A 23,041-nucleotide genomic window follows, 5' to 3' on the forward strand; every position below is an offset into this window, starting at 1 on the left:
TTTTATCCTTGTACCTTGTTGCCTACTTGCTGACAAATTTCTTCTGCCGTTAATCCGCTAGCTGTAATAACTGAGCCTTGCGTTACTGCATCAGAAATCCCCATTACGTTTGAATCCTGTCCTGTTACAACACAGCAATCGCACCCTTGTGCATCACTTTCGTTGCGTAATTGTACCACTTCATGTCCGAGCTGCTGAAGTGCAGCCTGTACATCTGTTAAACCGTATTCTACACCAATTCGTGCCATCGTTGCCCACCTCCTCATGGTATTAATTTAGCCATAAGGAAAAATGATTATACGATTTATTGATTGCCTTTATGTTCAAAATATTTTGTAATAAGTGAAATCGCCGTATCTATTGCGCCTTCATGAGGCTGCAGCTTTGCATGATGAAGCCCATATTCAGACTGAACGCCAAGCCAAAACATAAATCCAGGAATATCTTTTAGCATATAGCCAAAATCTTCTCCTGTCATTGCTTCTTTGCATTCAATGACATCCACGTCGGTTTGCGCTTTGGCAAATTCCATAAACTCTCGCGTGACTTCATGGTGATTATATACTTGATGATACATACATCCATAATCAATGGCTGTTTCACACTGATACCCTACTTCTACTCCTTTAACAATCGCTTCAATTCGTTCTTTAACACGCGTCATTGATTCAGGAGATAGCGTGCGAATGGTTCCTTCTATGCGAGCTCGCTCCGCAATAATATTTTGAACCGTCCCCCCTTGAATTTTTCCTACTGTAATTACAGCGCTGTCTAGCGGATCAACGTTGCGAGCAACAATCGTTTGAAGCTGTGAAACGAGCTGACATGCAGCGACTACCATATCATTTGTTGTATGTGGATAAGCAGCATGCCCGCCTTTTCCTTTTAAATCAATAAATAGCTCAGACGTGTTAGCAAATAGTAACCCTTCCTTCAGTGCAATCGACCCAACCGGATATTCAGGAGCTACGTGAAGGGCAAAGATGAAATCTGGAAGCCATTCTTTCATGATATCGCTTTGGAGCATTGGCTGTGCTCCTCCTGGACCTTCTTCTGCCGGCTGAAAGATGAACAGTACGTTATCTTTGATTTCATGCTGAGCAAAGTAAGTCAGTACGCCTAGCCCAATGGCCATATGCATATCATGTCCGCAGGCATGCATGAGTCCTTCATGCTGTGATTGAAAAGAATAATTCGTTTCTTCCGTGATAGGAAGACCGTCAATATCTGCTCGGTAGCCTATTGTTTTAGTTGGGTTTGTACCATGTACTTTAACAAAGAGTCCCGTTTTCCACGTCTTTACTTCTAAGCGCTCTTGCGGAAGAGTGTTAATATAATCAAGCAAAAAACGCTGTGTTTTCACCTCTTGAAACCCTAATTCAGGAATTTTATGTAGCTCTCTTCTTATTTTCACAAATTCATTTTCAGCCATGTGTATGTCCTCCTCACGAAATAAAGAAGAAAGCGTGGTTGCCCACGCTTCCAACTTGTCCATATGATACGTTTAAGGATTCAGTATCCCAATCGCTAAAACCTATTAATTCAGCAAAGAAAAAGCGCAAACTGATCGTTTTTCTTATTCTTCGTTTAATTGACGCAATTCTTGCTTGATTTCTGTTTTAGACTTTGTTTTTTCGTCAATTTCTTTAATAACGCGTGCTGGCGTACCTGCTACTACTGTGTAAGGAGCTACATCTTCGACCACAATTGCACCTGCAGCAACTACGGCACCTTTACCTACTGTTACCCCTTCAAGAACAACAGCATTAGCACCGATTACTACATCATCTTCTACTACAACTGGTTTTGCAGAAGGTGGCTCAATAACACCAGCTAATACAGAACCTGCGCCGATATGACAATTTTTACCTACTGTTGCACGACCACCAAGTACTACGTTCATGTCGATCATTGTTCCTTCACCGATTACAGAACCGATGTTAATCGATGCACCCATCATAATAACAGCGTTGTCGCCGATTTCAACTTGATCGCGAATAATAGCGCCTGGCTCGATACGAGCTTTAATTCCTTTCATATCTAATAAAGGAATCGCAGAGTTGCGGCGATCGTTTTCAATTACGTAGTCTTCAATTTTTCCTTCGTTTGCTTCAATAGCAGCTTTGATTTCTTTCCATTCACCAAATACTACACCTGTGTTTCCCGTTACGAATGTTTTAGAAGATGAACCAAAGTCAATTCCTTCTACTTCACCTTTTACGTAAACTTTTACCGGTGTTGATTTTGTGCTGTTTTGAATAAATGAGATAATCTCATTAGCATCCATCATTTTCATTATGTATTCCTCCTAAGTAAGCAATGTCTCATTTAATGTAACAAAATGCTTTCACAATGACAAGCATCATTATCGTTTTAATAAAAAGATAACGATTGCAAATAAAAAAAGCGAGCATCTAGGCTCGCTTTATACCGTTTCTCTTACATATTCACGTACAATATCAACAAATGCTCGAACTTGCTTCAGTTTAAACGCTGATTCATATCCAACTAAAGAAGTGTCTCGCGTAATTGGCTCTCCATTTGCTTTCAGAAGCGGCGTCCGGTGAATATGGCTTCCAGCTTCTTTAATAGCAATCGATGGTAAAATAGCGAAGCCAAGACCATTTAAAGCCATTTGCTTACACGTCTCAATCTGATCCACTACAATCGTACGCTTCGGTGTAGTATGAAACTCTCGATGCCACCATTCTAAAATTTCTTGATAATACGTTGAGTCACTTTTAAATTGAATAAATGGTCGATGGGTATTTACTACTTCCGCTGCCCTTTCAATTTCTGAATCAACTAGGTAAAGAGGATCTGTAAATAAATGTTCTTTGACGCCTTTCCAATCCGGATTTCCGCGTATGATTCCAATATGTACCTCATCTTCGTACAGATAGCGAAGCATTTCACTGCTCCAGCCGGTTACAAGAGAGATTTTAGCATGTGGGTAGCGATCCATATAGCGTTTTAACACCGCCGGCAGCCAGTGCTGTCCAATAATCGAAGCCACCGCTAATTTGAGTGTACCATATACTTCATTATCTAAATGATGCAAGTCCTCACGAACCCGATCTTCTTTTTCTACCACTTCTTTTGCAAATTGAACAATCTTTTCTCCAGCAGGCGTTAATGACAGTCCTTTTTGCGAACGAATGAAGATTTGTGTATCCCATGCTTTTTCAATGGTTTGCAGCCTCTGTGATAAAGCTGGTTGCGATACAAATAATCTCTCTGCAGCTTTTCTCATATTTAATTCTTGAGCTAATACAACGAGCATTCGACATTCTATTAATTGCATTCAGTTATTCCTTTCAAGCCTCTTTTTACTTTCATTTTACCTTTATCATATAAGAAAAAAACGGAGAAAGATAGGCTGAAACACGATTTCTTAAAAAAATTATTGAAATGACTCTTTCGGGAGAATGATGGACTGCCTTCTTAATGACTTCAACAAATTTCTTCGTGTTAAAATCCCTTCAAAAATGCCATCTTCATTCTCTACGCACAAAAAAGGATGGTTAATCATGGCATTTATGACTTTTAATACAGATTTTTTCATGGAGACACGAGGGACATTTTGATTCATAACTTCTTCTACTTTCATGGTTTCTAATCGTTCAAATTCAATGCGCTTTAATCCTAAAATCGAATCTAAAATAAGCGTCATGCTCACGAACCCCTGCAGCTGAAACCTTGGATTTAATACGGGAATGGACGTATAGCCAGTCTTTGTTAACACAAGCAAAGCATGTTCTAAATTATTTCCCACTTGAACATGAGCAACTTTATCAGAAGTGACAAGCAAATCTCGAAGTTCAATTTGATTTAACTGATTGTGATCAATATCAATCATTTATACATTCTCCTTCCATTTCTCATAACTTCCACGTGTGTAAAGAGAAAAAGAACAAGCTACAAAATGAAAATAGCTTGCTTACGTAAATGTGAACCTTTAAGAGGGAATAGAAGCAGACACACTCGATGTTTTCCCTTATATGTTAAGTCTAGATTTTTTTAAAACAAGTGTCAACGAAAGTTCATAATTATCTGAATTTTTTATTTTGATTTTTTTACAGCATTCGACCCGTTCCTTCCATTTATCAGAAAATCCGCTATCGCTTTGTCGATATTTCTCGGGAAAATAGGACAGAAGCCACCGCAAAAACTCTATACGCAGTAACAAAAAAATGCCGCAAAGTATAAAATCCTTTGCGGCATTCGTTTTGCTTTATCCCTTAATGAATAAGTTCAAAAATCTCAATTGCAATCATATCAACGTTATCAAATTGATAAACGGCTGGCTTTTCACCATCTTGATATACTTCAAGTTCGTATGTTTCAGTTTTTGCATGATATTTCACGCTGCAAATTCTTTTTCCCTCTACTTCGAAGAAGCGTTGTGGCGCTTCACTTCCACTTGCTTGCTCACGGAGATTCACAAGACGAGTTAAAATACCTTGTAATTGTGACATATAATCTCTCCTTTCACCTATTACATCATTACGCATTCGACTTTTCTACAATATCAATTCAAATAAATACTTTATCTAAACTAATACTTAAAAGACACCATTTCACTATATGCCACATACTAAAAAAACACAAGTACTTTACGTGATTTTTCATAAGAAAATGCCTTATTATAGCGATATATGTCGTTTTTTATTATAATAACATAGCGATATACTATGTATCATACAAAACTTCATTCTACTTTAACACCATTCATTTTAATATAGGGAGGTGCTTTCATTGAGATCTATAGAGTTGTACACACAACCAGCTTGCCCACCTTGCGAAATTGTTAAACAGTTTTTACAGCATCATCACGTTTCCTATAAAGAATTTGACGTATCTAAAGATGCTTCTGCTCGAAAACGAATGACTACTGAGTTAGAGTCTTATTCCACTCCGACCATTCGTGTTGACCAGGAAATTATCAGAGGATTTGACCTTCAAGCGCTTGAGAAGCTTCTTAACATCGGGTAACCGAAACACTCAAAATAAGCTTTTCTCGGCTATTTTGAGTGTTACTTACTATATATAAACTTTTGCACTTTCCATTTCCCTTGTTTTTTTACTAACGTGATCATTTCGTAATGATCTTGGTATTTTACCCTTTCATTATGCACAGCCGGAAAAAATTGATAGACATAAGCTTTGTTTTGGTCGGAATGAAGAGCTACCTTCGTTTGTTCATCGAAAGAAAAGAAAGGGATGTAGTGTGTTAAATATTCAGGTCCCTCTCCGACATATCCTTGAGCTTTTTGTAAGAGAGCCTCATTAAAAAACACAGATGCATACTCATCATCTAAAAACAATTTCAGCTCACGAACAGCGTCTTGATTAGTATGAGCAGACGCAGCTCTTAGCTGAGCCTGATAAGCGTCCTGCAAATTTATAAAGATTTCATGCCTAATCTCTCCTGATACTTCTGCATGAACAGACTTTCCTGAGTACAAGACAATCAGCAAAAAGACAAGTAAGCATATTTTCTTCAAATTAAATCAGCTCCTTAACTTCTTTTTTATTAGAATTCCGAAATTTTCTTTGCCTATGCATATCTCTATAACCGACTGTCGTTCTCTTCTAAAAAAACATAAAAAAACGGCAACCACTTTTGCTGGTTGCCGGTTTAACTTCAACTTATTTATTCTCTACAAAACGTCTCTTTCGTATAAAAAAGAATATGAAATATCAAGGAATATATAGTGCATATTATCAATCGGATACGAAAAAGTTCGGATATTCTCACCTGTTTCAATATCATTATACAAATCTGATAATATGCCTTTTTTTTCATAGCTCATTCGAATAATATTCTCAAGAAAATATGGGCGCCAGCTCCAATTTTTCTTTACATATTCAGGTTCAAGAATCCAATCCTCGTTTTTCTTTACATAGTTAGAAGACTTTTGAAATCCATTTTCATCGCAGATGTAAAGGCGAAAACACACGTTGGATAGTTCTTCTGCAATAACAGGCAGCATATCGTCATACGTTTCTAACTTTCTGCACTTTGTCATTACCTGCTGCATTTTATCTTGAAAGCGTTCTGTCAGCTGGTAAACAGCAAGCAGCTTTTTCTTTTCGTGAGCGATATACATTTCAAAACGTTCCTTTAGTTTATCCTTTAAGATGTTCGGATCGACAAGTTCAGCAGCCGGCTTATGTAAATAATAACCTTGAAAATACCTGCCTCCGTTTCTCCATGCATATTGCAGCTGATAGGAGGCTTCTATATCTTCGTATAGAAGCGTAGCACCCATTTTTCTTGCTAACAGAGATAAAGAATACAATACGTCTTGATACGACTGCGCCATGTCCGTTTGTCTCAGAATATGTAAATCTACTTTTAAGATATCTGGTGAAAGCAACCCAATCCTGTCTAGATTACTACTTTCTTTTCCTATATTATCAATTGCAATCTTAATACCATATGTTTGATAATACTTTAGTAAGTGTTGAAGTGATTCCAAATCTCCACTAAAATTGTGTTCTGTAATTTCGAGAACAATTCGATCAAGCGATAATCCTTTATTTTCGAAAAGTTGCAATAATTCTAGCAAGGATTCTCCATGATCGTTCATTAATAAATTAGGGTTCTGATTAATAAAAATTAAAAATTGTTCTTCCTGGGTCAACATATGCTCGAGCGCTTGCGTTAAAACAGCATAATCAACTTCTATGCGATATTCATCCGGAATCGCATCATCATGAAAGAATGGGCCGAGACTTTCAATTTCCCCTTCATTTTGAAACCTCGCCAACACTTCATAGCCAATTACTCTATGTCCATCTGCACTAAAAATTGCTTGATAATACGGAAGAGTTTTCTCTATGTTTGTTAATACATCTAACGGGTCCACTCAACTCTCCCCTCTCCTTGTTCACTTTACGTTAGTATAATACGAATAGCATAATTTTGCTAGCCCTTCTCGGTTTGCTTTGTACTTTTTAGTGCGTATCCAACCTTAAAAAGGATGCTGATTTAGCCACTGTCCCCCGTCCATTGTGATGCATTCCCCATTGATATAAGATGCTTCATCGGAGAATAAGAAACTGGCTAATCCTGCTATTTCCTCAGGAGTTCCAAGGCGTCCTAGTGGTACAGAATTCAATGTACGCGCTTTCATTTTTTCTGACTCAAATAATTTATCGGCTCCTCCTGTTCGCTCGATCGGCCCCGGTGCAATCGCATTTACCCGTATACCATATTTCTTTCCCCACTCTACCGCGAGCGTGCGCGTCATGGTTAAAACTCCTGACTTGGCACAAGCTGAATGAATAACACCTGCTCCTGCATTCCATGCATATGTAGCCACAATGTTTGTAATGGCCCCTTTTGTACCTTTATCGATCCAATATTTCCCTACTGCGGAACTGCAATAAAATGTACCATTTAATACGATATTAATTACGCTGTTCCATCCATTAATGGATAAGTCTTCAGCTGCACATATAAAATTGCCTGCAGCGTTATTAACTAAAAAATCAATTTGGCCAAATGCCTTGTCCGTTTCTTGAACCATTCGTTCTACATCTTCTGGATTGCGTACATCCATTACCACTGAAAGTACCTGTCCATCAAACGTTTTAATTTCATTTTCTGTCTCTTGTAATCGATCGGCTGACCTACCTGTGATTACCACATGAGCACCTTGTTCTGCAAATCGCTTCGCCATATGTTTTCCCATTCCGCTTGAACCGCCAGTAACAATTACGACCTTGTTCTTCAATTTATATTCCTCCCCAAAACATAAGTGTTTTACAACTATCATTTTACTATTTTTTCTGAATAAAGTGAAACTTTTATCCATTTAACTTAAAAGCAGACTTCTCGTTGTGATGATAAAAAAAACAATGCTATAATGAAAACTTGAAAACTATAAGGAATAGGTTGATTTTGCATGAAAAAGACGTATACAAGACGATCTTTTTTGAAAGGACTAGCGTCTATTTCGTTAGGGTCTTTGCTCACCACGTCTTTTGGGTATACATATGCCAAATATATTGAGCCTAGACGTCTGCAAATTGTTCGTCATACAATTACTTCTAAAAACATTCCGAAAAGCTTTAACGGAATAAAAATTTTACAATTTAGTGATATTCATCTTGGACTCTCTTATGATTTATTACAACTAGAACAGCTTATGGTGACCATAAATAATTTGAAGCCTACTATTATATTATTTACCGGAGATTTAATGGATGTACCTAATGAATACCCGCATCCAGAAAGAATTCCTCCGATTTTACAGAGGCTTCAGGCTCCTCTTGGAAAATATGCTATATATGGTAATCATGATCACGGGGGATATGGAACAAATATCTACAAACAAGCCATTGAAGACGCAGGATTTAGACTTTTAGTAAATGAAGTTGACACGGTGTCCTTGCCCGATAAAAGCTACATTCATATTTGTGGACTCGATGATATTATGCTTGGGAACCCACAATATGAAGGAACGCTAGGGCAATTACAGCCGGACATTTTTTCTATTGCTATGATTCATGAACCTGACGTTGCTGTCAAAGCAGCTCCTTTTCCAGTGGATCTTCAGCTCTCCGGCCATAGTCATGGAGGCCAAATTCAAATTCCTTTTTACGGTCCTTTGATTACACCGCCCTTTGGGACGGTTTACCCTGAAGGAATGTACGAAGTTGGAGATTCTAAAATGAAGCTTTATGTGAATAGAGGCTTAGGAACCACTCGCATTCCTTTTCGTTTTTTAGCTACGCCTGAAATTACGCTTTTCACCTTGCAATCAACATAAAAACGCCCCGTAAGGGCGTTTTTATGTTTTTTGTCTTTTTTTAGCTGATCATGACCGCCTAATTCTAGTCTTAAAGAAATAAACCAGGCTCAAAAGCTTCCGTTCAGCCATACACTACAAAGACAACTGACAAGGAGGTTAAATTATGTACTATCAATATCCCTATACAGGATATCGTAATATTCCAAATGGTGACGAGCGCTTTTTTGGATTTCCTTTTGTTGCTGGCTTAGCTGGTGGGCTGCTTGGCGGACTAGCTGTTGGCGGTTTTGGAGGCAGACCTGGGTGCTGTCCACCACCTTATCCTTATCCAGTTCCGTTTTACGGCGGTGGATTTCCTGGAGGAGGCTACCCTGGTGCCGGCTATGGAGGCGGTGCTCCTGTTTATAACACATACTACGGACCTGGATACGGTCCTGTTGGTCCCATTCCTAGATAATAACATGACTAAAAAGCCGAGTATTCGGCTTTTTTTATGTTATTCTTGATTGTCGCAAAGAGCATATTGACAAAAGATCTCTTGACTATTAATAGAGAGGTCATGTTCTTTTTTTATGACGTAATGATAATTCCCTTCTTGATCTTGTTCTCGTGCTTTTACATTATCAGCAAGCATAACTTCAAGCCACTTCCACACTTTTTTTTTCAAATGTGTATCCAAGATAGGAAATAAAATTTCTACTCGTTTCACCATATTTCTTGTCATCATATCTGCAGATGAAAAGAAAAACTTTTCCTGTTTATTATGATGAAAATAATAGATTCGGCTATGCTCTAAAAATCGTCCGACAATGCTTCTTACTCTTATATTCTCGCTAACGCCTTGAATTTGAGGGCGCAAGCAGCACGCTCCTCTAACAATGAGTTCGATTGTCACACCCGCTATAGAAGCTTCATATAGCTTCATAATTAAAACCTTATCCGTCAACGAGTTCATTTTTCCAATAATTCTTCCGTTTCCATACCGTCTGTGATAATGGATTTCCTGATCAATGAGATGCAAAAAATCGTTTCTTATATCAAATGGTGCAACGGATAAATGATGATATACTGGTTTTTGCGTATAGCCACTTAAGTAATTAAAAAAATTGGCCGCATCTATCCCGATGTTTCGGTTGACAGTAAAAAGACTTATATCCGTATAGATCTTTGCTGTCGCATCGTTGTAATTCCCAGTACCAAGATGAACAAATCGTTTAATATGCTCTCCTTCTCTTCTCACCACGAGCGTAATTTTACCATGCGTTTTTAAATGAGTCATTCCATATATCACGTGGCACCCTGCCCGCTCTAGCTCTTTAGCCCATTGCACATTATTCTCTTCATCAAACCTCGCCTTTAATTCAACTAGTACCGTCACTTGCTTACCTTTTGCAGCCGCTCGTTTTAATGCTTTAATAACGGGAGAATCTCCGCTTACCCTGTATAACGTTTGCTTAATAGCGAGCACATTTTCATCGTCTGCTGCACCGTTGACAAAATCAAGTACCGGCTTAAACGATTCATAAGGATGGTGAAGCAAAATATCTCTTTGAACCATTTGGTCGAAAACATTTTGATCCGGGTGTAACTCTGTTGTAAGCTTGGGAATAAAGGCTTTTTCAGCCAACTCTTCATGCGTAGATTTAAGTAATCTATAAAACGAAAATAAACTGGTTAAATCCAGCTGTCCTTCGATCTCATACACATCTTCATCGTCAATTTCAAGTACTGACTTTAAATACGCTAGTACACCCTGGTCATATGGACTCTTAATCTCAAGCCGAACAGCCGCTCCCCATTTTCGCTTCTGTAACTCTTCTTCAATTTCTTTTAGTAAATCTTGAGCGTCTTCTTCGTGGATAGTCATATCTGCGTTGCGGGTAATTCGAAATCGAGAAACGGAAGAAACGCGGTATCCCTTAAACAACTTTTTAATAAAATAGGCAATTACATCCTCTAGCAATACAAATAGACGGGTAGAATCTGACGTGGCTATTTCAATATAGCGCGTTAGCATCGAAGGTACTTGAACGATAGCTAACCTTCCTTTTATCTCGGCAATTTGCTGCTCATCATTTAAATTTTCTGAAAGGACGACTGCTAAGTTCAAGCTTTTATTCATCAACATGGGAAACGGCCGGTAGGTATCAATAGCCATAGGAGTTAATACGGGAAAGATTTGCTCGTCAAAATACTGTTCAAGCTTATCTAGATTTGATTTCTCCAGCTTTTCAACCGTAATGATTTCCACGCCGTATTTCTGTAATTCGGGAAGAAGTGTGTGAATATACGTCTCATACTGCTGCTTGACTAGATCGTGGTTTTGTTTGGAGATAGAAAATAGCTGCTGTTTAGGAGTTAAGCCTGCTTTGTTTTCAGGTTTGCTAAATCCAGCTTTCACTTGATCTTTTAATCCGGCTACCCGAATCATAAAAAACTCATCCAGATTTGAACTGAAAATTCCTAGAAATTTAAACCGCTCAAGCAAAGGATTTTTCGTATCTACTGCTTCTTCCAGCACCCGCTTGTTAAAAGCCAGCCAGCTCAATTCACGATTATTGTAATAAGCTGAATCAGCCACTTGTATGGTTTGCTTATAAGTGCGATTACTTTCTAACATTAGCCTCACCTTCCAGGATAATGGATTTAATCTAGTTAGCTATACTGAATATTCTAACCGATCCAGCGTTATTCTAAAGCTTAGTAAATTCAAGAACAATATTTTTTTTCACTACTTTTTCTAGATGCTTTTTCTGTTTTTCAGCCTGATATTGTTCAGCACGAAAGGTTTTTGTACATAATAGTTTAATCGTAACTGTGTTTTCATCGCTTTTCATGTCAATATGTTGAACAATATTTCGCTTTGTTGCATGTAAACCGTCAGCTATTTTTAAAACCGCACCGAGCAGCTGGACTTTTTTTTGTTCTTCTTTTGTTAACCACTTTTTAAAAGGAGCAACATATTGCCTAAAAGAAGACTTCCCTTTATATGAAGAAACAAGTGCCAACTTTAAACGTTCTCTATGTGAAATACCATCGATTGTACGATTAGCAAGCACATAAAACGTATGCTGGCTGCTTGATTCCGCGTCAATATACTTTCCTATATCATACACTTGCGCAGCTTTTATAAGAAGCGCTAAGTCATCCTCTTTTAAATCAACCGGTCCCTGCTCCTTAAGATGCTGAAACATCATACTAGCTGTGCGCGTAAGCTGTTTGACGTAATCTTTACTTACTTCAAACTCTTCCATTATTTCTTGAAAACTTTGCTGTATGACATCGGGGTACATTGGCTGGATATTAGCATCAGACGCTTCCTTAAATAACACCCCTTCTCTTAAGCCTTTGCGGCTTAAGATGAAGCGAGTCGCGTTCACTGTTTCATATAATGATTGAAATACTTCAATCGCTGGCAAAATTGTATCCGCACGATCTTTTGACAAGCGGTCTAGCTTTTGAAGATTGTGATAAGACAATGAGCCTATAGCAGATTTCACATGCAATATATCAGCTAAATTCATTTCATATTGATGCAGACCGGCGAGAGGATAGTGGATAAAACCTTGATGCACTTGCACCATACTTCTTGCACTTCCTCCAATTGCTACAATCGGAACTTGGCGATTTAAAAGCCACGGGACAGTATGGAAATGCCGGATTACAAAATCGCGGATTTTCATTTTTTCTTCTGCAGTGGGGATATTGCCTTTGACGAACTGCAGGCGCAGAGATAAGGCACCGAACGGAAAGCTGTGGCACTCCACTAACTCTCGATTGCTAAAATACGTAACTTCCGTACTTCCCCCTCCAATGTCAATTGTAATGGCTTCTTCGATCGAAGTGGAATGAATAACGGCAACAAAGCCGTAGTACGCTTCTTCATATTCAGACAATAGTTGAATAGAAAAGTCGGTTTCTTTTTTTACAAGCGCTAGAACTTCTTTTGCATTAGCCGCTTGACGGATGGTAGCTGTGGCCACACAGGTAACGTGCGGGAGCTGCTGATGCTTGGTAATAACTCCAAACGTTTTAAGCGTATCAAGCAAGGTATATATTCCTTTAGCTGTTAACACTCCTTCTTTACTTAAATAATTTCGAAGCCGTGCAGCTACTTTCACGTTTTCAATTTGCTTAAACCCTCTGCCTTTTTTGTATTCATAAATAACAAGGCGTATCGTATTTGAACCTATATCAATCAGTCCATGCTTATAAGTCAATGTAATTTCAACACCTTTTTCAAAATAACTTTATGCTCACAAAGGTCACTTTTACTTTTTTCAATCGTATACTGTTACAACATAGTCATATATCAAAGGAGCGAAGCTAATGAGATATATAGTAAAGCGCGGTGAAACCTGGCAAAGCGTTTCAGGTGACTACCGGATGCCGGTTGAAGACCTGTGGATGGCTAATCCTTTTGTAAGCCATAGCACGCTGAAGCCTGGGCAAGTAATCATCATTCCAAACCTCCCTGATAAAGAGCTCATTCCTTACACGATCCACGTGTTTATTGCTGAAAAACAGCTTGAATTACGAAAAAATAATATCATACAAAAAGTCTATCCCATTGCAGCAGGAAAAATGCTGAGCGCAACCCCTACTGGAGACTTTGTTATCGTTAACCGGGAGCCAAACCCCGGGGGGCCTTTTGGCACAATGTGGCTAAGCTTGTCTAAAAAGTCATATGGCATTCACGGAACAAATGATCCAAGTTCTATTGGAAAAGCCGTATCCAAAGGATGCATTCGCATGTATAATGCCCAAGTAAATGAGCTAGCTCGAATTGTGCCAAATGGGACTGGTGTTTATATTCGACCTTCTCGACGAATGGCTCAATAGTTCGGGATTTACTAATCAATGATGGTTTAACTGTGTGAGCAGCATTTCTTTAAAAATAGAAAGTATGGCGTGCTGTTCCACTTTACTTGTATAAGGAAGCGTAACAAAACAAACCCTATACATAGGAAATTTCATTAATTACCAAAATACTTCTTCGTGTAATTATTTTCAAATGGGACAAGACACGCTATAATGAACGTATCAGCTTTCACCTTATAGGTTGAACAGCTGATATGATAGAAAGGGAGTGAACGTATGTCTCAAGCAAATGGACAAGGCTCTTTGACCCCGTCTGTATCTGAGATTGCACAAGCTATTTTCACTGTAAATCGTCACGCAAAAGCTGCTCCTGATCCTAAGCAGTTATATACGTTAAAGAAAATTGCATTAGATCAACTAATTTTAGAAGGAAAAGCAAAAAAAGAAGGACTTCACTTTTCGCCAAACCCTGGTAAAAGTCAACAAAAATCAGATGTACTTGTATCAGTTGGAGACTACTTTTTCCATATGCCTCCAAAGAAAGAAGACTTCAAAGAGTTATCACACCTCGGCCATTTAAACCATCAGTATCGAAATCCCAAAACGACTATGTCATTATCTTATGCGAAGCGCTTATTATCTAAATATACGGGTCATCTCGTACAGCCGGCTAAAAGCCCTGTTTCGACTCCAAGAAAACGGCAAGCACCTGTGTTTAAACCGCTGGGTAAAAGTTATTTTTAAAAAAAGTGCCTGAAGTGGAGCAATCTGCTTTCAGGCACTTTTTTGTGATCCTACAAAATATAGAGATCGATCAACTCAACAAGCTCTCCGATTTCCGGCTTACTTACTTGTCCTTCCGCTCCTACCATCTTTCCCTTGTGGCGTAAATCTTCTGTGATAAGAGAAGAGAAGATAATGACTGGAAGTATAGAAAGCTGAGGATTTTCTTTCACTTTTTTAGTTAAATGATGCCCATCCATTTGCGGCATTTCTATATCTGTAATAAGCAGCTGGACTTGATCACTGATTTCCGCTCCTTCATCGATCACCGAGCTTAGATAGTTCCATGCTTCCTCACCGTTCTCAAAAAATTCCGTGTTCTCATAACCTGCTTGTGCAAGAGTATCTTCAATCATTCGGCGCAGCAGCGGCGAGTCTTCAGCCACGACAATCTTTTTATTAGAGCGTTCCCTAGCCCCTAGCTTTTTTATTTTCGACTGATTAATACCCGCATCAGGGTTCACGTCAGAAATCAACTTTTCAAAGTCTAACAGCAGAATCATTTGACCGTTTAATTTTACCACTCCAGTAATCTGTGTTTCCAAACCTTGATACAAATCTGAAGGCTTCTCAATTTCTTTCCAAGAAATACGGTGAATTTGCGTCACTGCATGGGTATGAAAGACAATTTTTTGCTGATTGAACTCTGTAACAATTAACTTATCTTTTTCCGGTGTATTTGAAGGCTCCATTTTTAACGCTTTTGCTATGTCAACAACAGGAAGTACTTCTCCTCTTAGCTCTATAATACCTTCTATGTAAGAATGCGCATTTGGAACAGGTGTAATAGATACGGGATTAATAATCTCTCTAACTTTTACTACATTGATGCCAAACCAAACATTTCCTATCTCAAATTCGACAATTTCCAGTTCGTTTGTACCACTTTCCAACAAAATTCCTTTATCTGGATTCATATACTTACTCCTCTCATCTCACCTGCTTATCTAATAGTCCATATTTCCCATTATAGTGACCGCCTCTTATATCCGTAAAGAAAAATTTTCTTATTTTGTTATCCTTTTTCCCTAAAACATATACATAAAATATTGTTTTACGAATTAACAGAATATTATATACTATATAAAAACATGAGCGTCGGTCTCTGTCATCTCATCCTCTGCTCAGTTTTTTACTTGCTCTACTTTACTTCTCTATACTAGCTTATGAACTTGAGTCAAACGACTACTCCTATTCGAACGAGGTGTAATTTATGAACAGAGGATTACAAAAAGAAGAAACAAAAAAACGCATCCAAAAAGCAGCTATCTCTTTATTCCAACAGCAGGGATATCAAAAAACGACTGTGTCTCAAATTACCCATGAAGCGGGTGTAGCAAAGGGAACATTTTTTAATTACTTCAAAACGAAAGAAGAAGTTCTTCACTACCTTGGAATTAATTTTACAAACCGTATCTCCTATAAATTAGAACAGCTCCTTCAAACAGAAGAATCAACTGCTGCCATTGTTAAACAACTGTTTTTATTATTAGCACAATCAAACGAAGAAGCGAACCCTCACCTAATCCGTTCTTGGTTTCATATTGCTATTACCAACAGTTCCTTTCAACAATCTGAAATTCTTCAAATTGAAAAAATGCGTGCTCATTTTACAAAAGTTTTTCAAACAGGACAAGACCGAGGTGAACTTATAGTCGATATCCCTGCCGAAGAAATGGCTTCTATTGCTATACTTAACTTTTTTGGCACACTTCTCTACTGGTGTACCAACCAACCCGACTCTGCTACCCTTCAAGAAAGAATAGATAAGTCGGTTACTCTTCTATTTAGAGGGTTTCTTATTCATTCCTAAAAGCCTGTTCACAAATTTTTAACAAGAAATCAAAGATAGCTGTGGACTCTACAGACAAAACGGTTTATACTACACAAAGTGAATGAATAATCTTAAAAGAAGGTGTTCGTAATATGAAAGGCTCCGTCATTCTTTTTAATGACGATAATGAAATGACCATTATTGAAAACGTAGAAGAAGCTGTATATCAAGATATTAAAGAACAAGAAGGCTCTGATCACTGCGTTGTAACATTGGACGATCATGAAGTTGATTTTGGCTACGTTTCCCCTGTTTATTGGCGTGAAGGCCAAATACACACTGACTAATATACAAGACCTGCATATATATGCAGGTCTTTTTATGCGCTTATTTTTTTGAATCGAGAATTGAACGTGAAGCAAGGAACCTCTGATTTCCTAACACATACCTTAGCACATTCGCAGCTAAAAACAGGGTTAACAACTATATAGAAAGGGTACATTTCAAGTAATAGAAGCTGCGTTTTATTTTAAAAAAGGAGGTTTATGTTATGAGTTCTTATCGAAAAAATATGAATCACTATTCCCACTCATCTCAGTACACACCTTACCAACACTATTACGCGAAAGAAGCTGATCGTATTTTAACGACTATGAGTACAAATTTTAATAAACAGCATTTGAAATCTCTTATCGACGATGCGTTAGATAACAGAGACGAAGAACAATTTTATGAACTAACAACTGCTTATAATAAGCTATATAACACCTAACTTAAAACCACTATTTGCAAAATGCGCAAATAGTGGTTTTTTACCTATTTTCATTGTGATAAAATGAGTTGAAAATACGCGGAAGGATTTGAAACCATGGAGCACTTAATCAATAAACGTGTCAAAGAAATTGAACTATCAGGAATACGTACATTTTATAATATGGTCTCACAATACCAAGATGTTTTATCCCTCACAATTGGACAACCTGACTTCTTAACACCACAACATGTAAAAGAAGCGGCAAAATCTGCAATTGATGGTAACCAAACTTCTTATACTCACAATGCTGGAACAATAGAACTGCGCGAGGCAGCAGCTCAATTTGTCAAAGAGAAATATGACTTGCACTATAACCCAGCGGATGAAGTGATTGTGACCATTGGAGCTAGTCAAGCAATTGATATTGCTCTTCGCACCATTTTAGAAGAAGATTCTGAAGTTATTTTACCTGGACCTGTTTACCCAGGATACGAACCGCTTATCCGGTTAAACGGCGCTAAACCTGTACATATTGATACAACCGAAACAGGATTTCGACTAACAGCGGATTTAATCCAACAACATTTGACGTCTAAAACAAGATGCGTCATCTTGCCTTATCCGTCTAATCCTACAGGCGTGACGTTGTCACAGGAAGAATTAGAAGAAATTTCCGCTCTTTTAAGCGATAAAAATATTTTTGTACTATCTGATGAAATATACAGTGAGCTCGTTTTTGATAAAAAACATCAGTCCATTGCCTCCATTTCCTCTATGAGAGAGAAAACAATTGTTATTAACGGAGTATCAAAGTCTCATTCCATGACGGGCTGGCGAATTGGCCTTTTATTTGCTCCTTCTTATTTAGCCAAACATATTTTAAAAGTTCATCAATACAACGTGAGCTGTGCTTCTTCTGTCTCTCAAGCAGCTGCACTCGAGGCACTGACAGCAGGTAAAAACGATGCGGTGGATATGAAAAAAGAATACGAACAAAGACTGAATTATGTGTATGACCGATTAGTAAACATGGGATTTGACGTAGAAAAGCCGACTGGTGCTTTTTATATCTTCCCTTCTATTCAGAACTTCCACAGCAATTCATTTGATTTTGCCCTGGAGTTAGTCAAAGAAGCAGGTGTTGCACTAGTACCCGGCAGCGCTTTTTCTTCCCACGGTGAAGGATATGTACGCCTGTCGTATGCGTATTCCATGAACACACTGCGTGAAGCCTGTGATCGAATTGAAGCTTATCTTACATCTCGTCAATCATGTTAAGCCGATGGTGAGAAGTGTATGCATTTTTTTGTGAGTGACAGCACATAAGAGCGGGTATACTAGAAGCATATAAATTGACTTCAATAGTGTATCATTATAAAATGTGCATCGATTCACTAAAGAAATACATACTTTTAACGGAGGTTTTTATTATGACAAAAGATTTTTTTGATGTGGTAAATGAACGTACATCGATTCGAGAATATGACTCTTCAGCTAAATTAAGCAAAGAAGAATTAACGGAACTTTTAGAAGCAACAGTGAAGTCACCATCAGCTTGGAACTTACAGCACTGGCATTTCGTTGTTATTACAGACCAAGATGCGAAAGAACGTCTACTTCCAATTGCTTACAACCAAAAACAAATTACAGAAGCAGGCGCTGTAGTAGCTGTCTTAGGTGATTTAGAAGCCAATAAAAATGTAGATGACGTGTACAATCCACTAGTCGAAGCAGGTCACATGACAGAAGACGTAAAAAATATTTTGTCAGGACAGATTAACGGTGCTTATAAAAACGGTGCTTTTGCCCGCGATGCAGCGTTTACGAATGCTTCTCTTGCATCTATGACATTCATGCTTGCAGCAAAAGCAAAAGGATTAGACACTTGCTCAATGGGCGGATTTAACGCTCAAAAATTTGTAGAAGAATTTAAAATTGAGGATCGATACATTCCGGTTATGCTTATCTCAGTTGGAAAAGCGGCTAAAGAAGCTCACGCTAGCGATCGCTTACCATTAGATCAAGTTACAACTTGGATTTAACAAAAAACCCTGCAGCTGCAGGGTTTTTCTATGTAACTAAATAGATTTTACCATACCTCCGTCGATTAGAAACGACTGGCCTGTCATATATGAATTCGCTCCCGAAACAAAGAAAGCAACGGCTTTAGCAAACTCTTCAGGCTGACCGTAGCGTTTAAGAGGAATTTGGTTTCTCATCTCTTCTTCAATTTCTGAAACATCTACTCCCATTTTTTCAGCACGAATGGTATCTAGCTCTTTCACTCGGTCTGTTGCAATTCTTCCTGGCGCAACCGTGTTAATTAAGATACCGTCCTCTGCTAGTTCTGAAGCAAGTGTTTTGGTAAGCCCCACGATTCCTGTACGGAAGGTGTTTGACAGAATAAGTCCAGCAATTGGCTCTTTAATGGAAGAAGAAGCAATATTGACAATACGCCCTCCGCTCTTTTTCATAACGGGCACTACCTCACGAATAATACGAATATAGCTGAGGAGATTTAACTCAAATGCATGCTTCCAATCATCATCTGTTAAAGAAAGGAAGTTCCCAGCTTTAGGACCTCCTGTATTATTAATTAAAATATCAATGGTTCCAAACGTATCCACTGTATATTGAATAACATCTTGAATGTCTTGAGTTTTCGTGACATCTGCCGTTTTATGTAACACTTGTCCGCTTCCAAGATATGAAATCTCTTCCGCTACTTGGATTAGTTTCTCTTCTGAACGACTTGCAATCATAACGTTTGCGCCTTCTTCTGCGAGCCTGGCCGCAATCGCTTTACCGAGCCCTTGGCTGGCCGCAAATACAAGCGCTGTTTTTCCTTTTAATTCAACATCCATTTCTCTCACCTCGTCTAATAGTTCGAATCTTTTTAACTTTATCACGTTCTCGTCAAATTCTTCAATAAATATGAAATAATTTCTTTTTTTCGTATGGTATACTTAATTATCTGAAAATTATTTCTTAAAGGAGGCAAAAAAGCAGTGTATAAAAAGCAATGCTTTGTCTTTCATCAAAATAAGCCTGTAACATGTACGGTACGATCATATACATCAAATGACTTCGATGAGCTGATTCGGATTCAAGAAGAAAGTTTTCCCCCTCCTTTCCCTTTTGAATTATTATGGAGCAAAGCTCAGTTAAATAACCATGTTTCCCTATTTCCGGATGGAGCGCTATGCGTGGAGATAGACGGGACAATATGCGGATCTATCACAAGCGCGATTGTTTCAGTGGAAGGAAATGAGGCTCACACATGGGATGAAGTAACAGGAAGCGGATATATTCATACGCACGATCCTTCTGGTAATACGCTTTATGTAGTGGACGTATGCGTCACTCCTTCGCATCGATCGATGGGGCTTGGGAAGCTGCTTTTGCAGTCTTTATATGAAGTCGTGATTCATTACAAGTTAGAAAGGCTGCTCGGCGGGTGCCGCATCCCTGGATACGCATCAGTGTCTTCCTTGTACACGCCTGTTGAATACATGAACCTTGTATCAGCCGGAACTCTCTACGATCCGGTTATGACCTTTTTAATGCGCTGTGGCAGAATGCCTATTGGTCTCGCAGCAAACTATATTGAAGATGAAGATTCACACAACTACGCCGTACTAATGGAATGGAAAAATCCATTTTATACGGCTATTCAAAAAGAGGCTGGAACAAAGGTATTTTAGCCCAAGTGAAAAACGAACCGTTAATCAACATATTTGATTAACGGTTCGTTTTTTTGTGATGGTGAATATAGTTTTATCTGTTTCGTTCCTTCTAGCAGTCCAGCTCATCTATCTCATGTGTTCGTCTTTAAGTTGAATTCATTTAGTTATGTCTCAACCTCTTTTTAGATTATTGAACTTCTTCAATGCTCCACTCTAGCTCTTTATGAGTGAGAACTAGATGCGCCTGCAATTTACTCATCTCTTTGTGCTCAAACCGATCATTATACATTTCATTCATGTCGTCAAAGTCACCGATTGTATACAACGGAATTTTAATATCTCTACGGGATTGCACCATGTGTTCAAAATCAATAAACAAACCGTCATTCGTTAAAGTAAGAAGCGTATTTGCTAACACGAGCGGCAGTATTGGATATTCTAACTTCTTCCTTCTAAATACAAATCTTTTTTGCTTAATTGCTGACATTTTTAACGGAATGATTCGGCTTAAAATATGCTTCATATCATATACGTCTCGAAAATAGATTTTGTTATAAAATCCATCATCATGAGCTAAATAAACAAATTGATTACCGAGTTTATTATTAAATGGCGAATTGAGCGGTTTTTTTAAATGACCTAAATACAGCAGCGCTGCAATATCTTGAGGTTCTAACAAATCCAACGAAGATATATCCTCAAAATCAATCCAACAAAAGTCACCATAATTATAAACATCATCTTCTGCTAAAAGATGAATTTGTTCTTCTTCTACGTAGTCCATATGGGTTTGGTAATGGTAATCACTGTCTTCAAAACCGTGCTTTAACAATAATATATTTGCAAGCGGCGTAGGAAGGGAATGATAAAACTCTTTAAATTCAATTCCATATGTAATAAAGCATTTTTTATTTACATGGCCATTAATATAAACGATATCTCTTATTTCATCTGCTTTACTCAACCGTTCTAACCACCTTATTGATTGATTCTGTGATCGATATGTAACCGTTCTACTGATTTATATATTATACTTCTAAAATAAACAATGTGTAAATATATATTGTTGGCAATTTCTTTTGTATTCACTGCCTCTTCTACTGATCATTTTATTTGATAGGAAAGAAAGGTATAGAGCTGATTGTGAATGTGGTAGAATGTGTGTATCTTATTAATTAGCATGTATGAACACGGAGGTATACAAAATGGATGTTCGCCATTTGCATTACTTAACAGAAGTGGCTAAACATAAAAATTTCACAAGAGCTTCTGAAGCGCTGCATATTTCTCAACCTTCTCTCAGTAAAATGGTTAAATCATTAGAAGAAGAGCTGGGCACACCTTTGTTTGATCGCGCTGGCAAACAAGTTCAGCTTACCGATGCAGGAATAATCGTGTACGAGCAGGCTGAAAGCATTTTATCTTCTCTCCGAGATTTATCGGATTCCCTGTATGATTTAATGCATTTAAAAAGAGGAACCATCAAAATAGGCATTCCCCCTATTATTGGTACATTGTTTTTTCCTACTATTATTAAAGCATTTCGAGAGCAATACCCTGAGATTCATATTCAATTAGTGGAATATGGCGCTAAAAGAATGCAAAAATTTGTGGAACAAGGAGAAGTGGATGTGGGCGTAGTTTTACTTCCTGTTGATGAACACATGTTTTTTACGACTCCTTTAGCCCGAGAAACACTGCAGCTTGTTGTTCATAAATCTCATCCGTTGGCTCAGCATTCTACGATTTCATTAAAAGAGTTAAAAGACGAAACGCTTATTTCCTTTCATGAAGACTTCACCATGCATGAAATGGTCTATAACGAATGTTTAAAAAATGGATTTACACCTAATATTGCTTTTAAAAGCTCTCAGTGGGACTTCATTGGAGAGCTGGTAGCTGCTAATCTCGGCATTGCTCTTTTCCCTTATTCACTATGTGAAAAGCTTGATTTGGAGCATGTGAAAGTAATTAATCTCGAGAATGCTATTCCATGGGAAATTGCTTTAATCGTTAAAAAAGATCGATATATCTCTTATGCTACACAGGCTTTTATTGATTATATTAAAAGTACAGTTTAACAAAGCTGAGACAAAAGTAGTTTAATTAAAAATCCGAATGAGTTTCATTCTTGATAGAAAATCAAACTCGTTCGGATTTTTTTCATGGCGGTGTGACAAGTCATTCATACTAAATCATTTATCCCATTGGTTCGTCTTTAGATTGAATTGATTTAAGCATGTCTCCATCTCTTTTTTTTATTGCCTTTTATTAAATAATTAGACCTTATATTTCACAAACTCTTTTTTGAAAAGGTTACCAACGCATTTGTAAAGAGATTTCTTTCAACTATAACTAAAAAGAATAGTTATCATAGTTATTATATATTTCATATTATAGTCGTTTTTTTGTAAGATAAGTGTGTAGCATTCATTTACTCAAGTTGTATCCCCATTTG

26 protein-coding genes are annotated in these 23,041 nt (G+C 37.9%); 12 read left to right on the top strand and 14 right to left on the bottom strand.

The window, feature by feature from the left end:
* Positions 1 to 2: 2 nt before the first annotated feature.
* The 6 genes from ACFX4E_RS07170 to ACFX4E_RS07195 all read right to left on the bottom strand — a co-directional run bounded on the left by ACFX4E_RS07170 (position 3) and on the right by ACFX4E_RS07195 (position 4,478).
* Positions 3 to 248 (bottom strand): YkuS family protein, encoded by a 246-nt coding sequence (locus ACFX4E_RS07170; RefSeq protein WP_013056040.1) that lies wholly within the window; start codon positions 246 to 248, stop codon positions 3 to 5.
* Positions 249 to 304: 56 nt separating this feature from the next.
* Positions 305 to 1,432 carry an N-acetyldiaminopimelate deacetylase gene (locus ACFX4E_RS07175; protein ID WP_014461009.1) on the bottom strand — a complete coding sequence of 376 codons (1,128 nt, stop codon included), beginning with the start codon at positions 1,430 to 1,432 and terminating at the stop codon, positions 305 to 307.
* Positions 1,433 to 1,576: 144 nt separating this feature from the next.
* Positions 1,577 to 2,296, bottom strand: a complete 720-nt coding sequence (gene dapD, locus ACFX4E_RS07180; RefSeq protein ID WP_013082280.1) for a 2,3,4,5-tetrahydropyridine-2,6-dicarboxylate N-acetyltransferase — start codon at positions 2,294 to 2,296, stop codon at positions 1,577 to 1,579.
* Between the two features lie 129 nt (positions 2,297 to 2,425).
* Positions 2,426 to 3,304, bottom strand: coding sequence for a transcriptional regulator CcpC (locus tag ACFX4E_RS07185; RefSeq protein ID WP_013056037.1), 879 nt, complete (start codon positions 3,302 to 3,304; stop codon positions 2,426 to 2,428).
* Between the two features lie 99 nt (positions 3,305 to 3,403).
* Positions 3,404 to 3,859 (bottom strand): cyclic-di-AMP-binding protein CbpB, encoded by a 456-nt coding sequence (gene cbpB / locus ACFX4E_RS07190; RefSeq protein WP_013056036.1) that lies wholly within the window; start codon positions 3,857 to 3,859, stop codon positions 3,404 to 3,406.
* 382 nt (positions 3,860 to 4,241) lie between these two features.
* The gene (locus tag ACFX4E_RS07195; protein ID WP_013056035.1) at positions 4,242 to 4,478 is read right to left on the bottom strand and encodes a YkuJ family protein; all 237 of its coding nucleotides are present in this window, start codon (positions 4,476 to 4,478) and stop codon (positions 4,242 to 4,244) included.
* A gap of 280 nt (positions 4,479 to 4,758) precedes the next feature.
* Between ACFX4E_RS07195 and ACFX4E_RS07200 the strand changes: the two genes are divergently transcribed.
* Entirely contained in the window at positions 4,759 to 4,995 is a 237-nt protein-coding gene (locus ACFX4E_RS07200) for a glutaredoxin domain-containing protein (protein WP_013056034.1), read from the top strand.
* 41 nt (positions 4,996 to 5,036) lie between these two features.
* On the opposite strand, the gene ACFX4E_RS07205 is transcribed toward ACFX4E_RS07200, so the two are convergent.
* The 3 genes from ACFX4E_RS07205 to fadH form a co-directional block, all read right to left on the bottom strand.
* Positions 5,037 to 5,507: a DUF3993 domain-containing protein gene (locus ACFX4E_RS07205; RefSeq protein WP_060746737.1), complete on the bottom strand. Its 471-nt coding sequence runs from the start codon at positions 5,505 to 5,507 to the stop codon at positions 5,037 to 5,039.
* 156 nt (positions 5,508 to 5,663) lie between these two features.
* A complete protein-coding gene (locus ACFX4E_RS07210; RefSeq protein WP_013056032.1) occupies positions 5,664 to 6,875 on the bottom strand; it encodes an EAL domain-containing protein in 1,212 nt (403 codons plus the stop codon).
* Positions 6,876 to 6,980: 105 nt separating this feature from the next.
* The gene (gene fadH / locus ACFX4E_RS07215) at positions 6,981 to 7,745 is read right to left on the bottom strand and encodes a 2,4-dienoyl-CoA reductase (protein ID WP_028407931.1); all 765 of its coding nucleotides are present in this window, start codon (positions 7,743 to 7,745) and stop codon (positions 6,981 to 6,983) included.
* 171 nt (positions 7,746 to 7,916) lie between these two features.
* Here fadH and ACFX4E_RS07220 point away from each other — a divergent pair, with 171 nt between their 5' ends.
* Positions 7,917 to 8,783 (top strand): metallophosphoesterase, encoded by an 867-nt coding sequence (locus ACFX4E_RS07220; protein WP_377237668.1) that lies wholly within the window; start codon positions 7,917 to 7,919, stop codon positions 8,781 to 8,783.
* A gap of 145 nt (positions 8,784 to 8,928) precedes the next feature.
* Positions 8,929 to 9,222 carry a hypothetical protein gene (locus tag ACFX4E_RS07225; protein WP_013082274.1) on the top strand — a complete coding sequence of 98 codons (294 nt, stop codon included), beginning with the start codon at positions 8,929 to 8,931 and terminating at the stop codon, positions 9,220 to 9,222.
* A gap of 39 nt (positions 9,223 to 9,261) precedes the next feature.
* Here ACFX4E_RS07225 and ACFX4E_RS07230 read toward each other — a convergent pair whose 3' ends face one another.
* Entirely contained in the window at positions 9,262 to 11,385 is a 2,124-nt protein-coding gene (locus ACFX4E_RS07230; protein ID WP_136790091.1) for an RNA degradosome polyphosphate kinase, read from the bottom strand.
* A gap of 73 nt (positions 11,386 to 11,458) precedes the next feature.
* Positions 11,459 to 12,985, bottom strand: coding sequence for a Ppx/GppA phosphatase family protein (locus ACFX4E_RS07235; protein WP_377237666.1), 1,527 nt, complete (start codon positions 12,983 to 12,985; stop codon positions 11,459 to 11,461).
* Between the two features lie 109 nt (positions 12,986 to 13,094).
* Here ACFX4E_RS07235 and ACFX4E_RS07240 point away from each other — a divergent pair, with 109 nt between their 5' ends.
* Positions 13,095 to 13,607, top strand: a complete 513-nt coding sequence (locus ACFX4E_RS07240; RefSeq protein ID WP_098332283.1) for a L,D-transpeptidase family protein — start codon at positions 13,095 to 13,097, stop codon at positions 13,605 to 13,607.
* Positions 13,608 to 13,862: 255 nt separating this feature from the next.
* A complete protein-coding gene (locus tag ACFX4E_RS07245) occupies positions 13,863 to 14,330 on the top strand; it encodes a YkyB family protein (protein ID WP_013056025.1) in 468 nt (155 codons plus the stop codon).
* A gap of 50 nt (positions 14,331 to 14,380) precedes the next feature.
* Here ACFX4E_RS07245 and ACFX4E_RS07250 read toward each other — a convergent pair whose 3' ends face one another.
* The gene (locus ACFX4E_RS07250) at positions 14,381 to 15,286 is read right to left on the bottom strand and encodes a chemotaxis protein (RefSeq protein ID WP_098525319.1); all 906 of its coding nucleotides are present in this window, start codon (positions 15,284 to 15,286) and stop codon (positions 14,381 to 14,383) included.
* A gap of 296 nt (positions 15,287 to 15,582) precedes the next feature.
* Here ACFX4E_RS07250 and ACFX4E_RS07255 point away from each other — a divergent pair, with 296 nt between their 5' ends.
* From ACFX4E_RS07255 to ACFX4E_RS07275, 5 genes are all read left to right on the top strand, one after another.
* Positions 15,583 to 16,182, top strand: a complete 600-nt coding sequence (locus tag ACFX4E_RS07255) for a TetR/AcrR family transcriptional regulator (RefSeq protein WP_013082269.1) — start codon at positions 15,583 to 15,585, stop codon at positions 16,180 to 16,182.
* Between the two features lie 113 nt (positions 16,183 to 16,295).
* Complete coding sequence (locus ACFX4E_RS07260) at positions 16,296 to 16,490, top strand: hypothetical protein (protein ID WP_013056022.1); 195 nt, start codon at positions 16,296 to 16,298, stop codon at positions 16,488 to 16,490.
* 203 nt (positions 16,491 to 16,693) lie between these two features.
* Positions 16,694 to 16,915: an IDEAL domain-containing protein gene (locus ACFX4E_RS07265; RefSeq protein ID WP_028407926.1), complete on the top strand. Its 222-nt coding sequence runs from the start codon at positions 16,694 to 16,696 to the stop codon at positions 16,913 to 16,915.
* Positions 16,916 to 17,011: 96 nt separating this feature from the next.
* Complete coding sequence (locus ACFX4E_RS07270) at positions 17,012 to 18,175, top strand: aminotransferase A (protein WP_377257872.1); 1,164 nt, start codon at positions 17,012 to 17,014, stop codon at positions 18,173 to 18,175.
* Positions 18,176 to 18,327: 152 nt separating this feature from the next.
* A complete protein-coding gene (locus tag ACFX4E_RS07275; RefSeq protein WP_025749407.1) occupies positions 18,328 to 18,939 on the top strand; it encodes a nitroreductase family protein in 612 nt (203 codons plus the stop codon).
* A gap of 36 nt (positions 18,940 to 18,975) precedes the next feature.
* On the opposite strand, the gene ACFX4E_RS07280 is transcribed toward ACFX4E_RS07275, so the two are convergent.
* Positions 18,976 to 19,761, bottom strand: coding sequence for an SDR family oxidoreductase (locus tag ACFX4E_RS07280; protein ID WP_028407924.1), 786 nt, complete (start codon positions 19,759 to 19,761; stop codon positions 18,976 to 18,978).
* A gap of 144 nt (positions 19,762 to 19,905) precedes the next feature.
* Here ACFX4E_RS07280 and ACFX4E_RS07285 point away from each other — a divergent pair, with 144 nt between their 5' ends.
* Complete coding sequence (locus ACFX4E_RS07285; protein WP_060746729.1) at positions 19,906 to 20,601, top strand: GNAT family N-acetyltransferase; 696 nt, start codon at positions 19,906 to 19,908, stop codon at positions 20,599 to 20,601.
* Positions 20,602 to 20,770: 169 nt separating this feature from the next.
* Here the strand turns inward: ACFX4E_RS07285 and ACFX4E_RS07290 are convergent, their stop codons facing one another.
* Complete coding sequence (locus tag ACFX4E_RS07290) at positions 20,771 to 21,547, bottom strand: hypothetical protein (RefSeq protein WP_034275587.1); 777 nt, start codon at positions 21,545 to 21,547, stop codon at positions 20,771 to 20,773.
* Between the two features lie 241 nt (positions 21,548 to 21,788).
* Here ACFX4E_RS07290 and ACFX4E_RS07295 point away from each other — a divergent pair, with 241 nt between their 5' ends.
* Positions 21,789 to 22,664, top strand: coding sequence for a LysR family transcriptional regulator (locus ACFX4E_RS07295; protein ID WP_028407921.1), 876 nt, complete (start codon positions 21,789 to 21,791; stop codon positions 22,662 to 22,664).
* Positions 22,665 to 23,041: the final 377 nt, after the last annotated feature.

The sequence above is a fragment of the Priestia sp. YIM B13491 genome (assembly GCF_042787605.1).
Taxonomy (GTDB): Bacteria; Bacillota; Bacilli; order Bacillales; family Bacillaceae_H; genus Priestia; species Priestia megaterium_E.

What these genes read in the sequence shown, in the direction of transcription:
- ACFX4E_RS07170 (WP_013056040.1), bottom strand. Translation starts at nt 248, where the DNA reads ATGGCACGAATTGGTGTAGAATACGGTTTAACAGATGTACAGGCTGCA.
- ACFX4E_RS07175 (WP_014461009.1), bottom strand. Translation starts at nt 1,432, where the DNA reads ATGGCTGAAAATGAATTTGTGAAAATAAGAAGAGAGCTACATAAAATT.
- dapD (WP_013082280.1), bottom strand. Translation starts at nt 2,296, where the DNA reads ATGAAAATGATGGATGCTAATGAGATTATCTCATTTATTCAAAACAGC.
- ACFX4E_RS07185 (WP_013056037.1), bottom strand. Translation starts at nt 3,304, where the DNA reads ATGCAATTAATAGAATGTCGAATGCTCGTTGTATTAGCTCAAGAATTA.
- cbpB (WP_013056036.1), bottom strand. Translation starts at nt 3,859, where the DNA reads ATGATTGATATTGATCACAATCAGTTAAATCAAATTGAACTTCGAGAT.
- ACFX4E_RS07195 (WP_013056035.1), bottom strand. Translation starts at nt 4,478, where the DNA reads ATGTCACAATTACAAGGTATTTTAACTCGTCTTGTGAATCTCCGTGAG.
- ACFX4E_RS07220 (WP_377237668.1), top strand. Translation starts at nt 7,917, where the DNA reads ATGAAAAAGACGTATACAAGACGATCTTTTTTGAAAGGACTAGCGTCT.
- ACFX4E_RS07225 (WP_013082274.1), top strand. Translation starts at nt 8,929, where the DNA reads ATGTACTATCAATATCCCTATACAGGATATCGTAATATTCCAAATGGT.
- ACFX4E_RS07230 (WP_136790091.1), bottom strand. Translation starts at nt 11,385, where the DNA reads ATGTTAGAAAGTAATCGCACTTATAAGCAAACCATACAAGTGGCTGAT.
- ACFX4E_RS07240 (WP_098332283.1), top strand. Translation starts at nt 13,095, where the DNA reads ATGAGATATATAGTAAAGCGCGGTGAAACCTGGCAAAGCGTTTCAGGT.
- ACFX4E_RS07245 (WP_013056025.1), top strand. Translation starts at nt 13,863, where the DNA reads ATGTCTCAAGCAAATGGACAAGGCTCTTTGACCCCGTCTGTATCTGAG.
- ACFX4E_RS07250 (WP_098525319.1), bottom strand. Translation starts at nt 15,286, where the DNA reads ATGAATCCAGATAAAGGAATTTTGTTGGAAAGTGGTACAAACGAACTG.
- ACFX4E_RS07255 (WP_013082269.1), top strand. Translation starts at nt 15,583, where the DNA reads ATGAACAGAGGATTACAAAAAGAAGAAACAAAAAAACGCATCCAAAAA.
- ACFX4E_RS07260 (WP_013056022.1), top strand. Translation starts at nt 16,296, where the DNA reads ATGAAAGGCTCCGTCATTCTTTTTAATGACGATAATGAAATGACCATT.
- ACFX4E_RS07265 (WP_028407926.1), top strand. Translation starts at nt 16,694, where the DNA reads ATGAGTTCTTATCGAAAAAATATGAATCACTATTCCCACTCATCTCAG.
- ACFX4E_RS07270 (WP_377257872.1), top strand. Translation starts at nt 17,012, where the DNA reads ATGGAGCACTTAATCAATAAACGTGTCAAAGAAATTGAACTATCAGGA.
- ACFX4E_RS07275 (WP_025749407.1), top strand. Translation starts at nt 18,328, where the DNA reads ATGACAAAAGATTTTTTTGATGTGGTAAATGAACGTACATCGATTCGA.
- ACFX4E_RS07280 (WP_028407924.1), bottom strand. Translation starts at nt 19,761, where the DNA reads ATGGATGTTGAATTAAAAGGAAAAACAGCGCTTGTATTTGCGGCCAGC.
- ACFX4E_RS07295 (WP_028407921.1), top strand. Translation starts at nt 21,789, where the DNA reads ATGGATGTTCGCCATTTGCATTACTTAACAGAAGTGGCTAAACATAAA.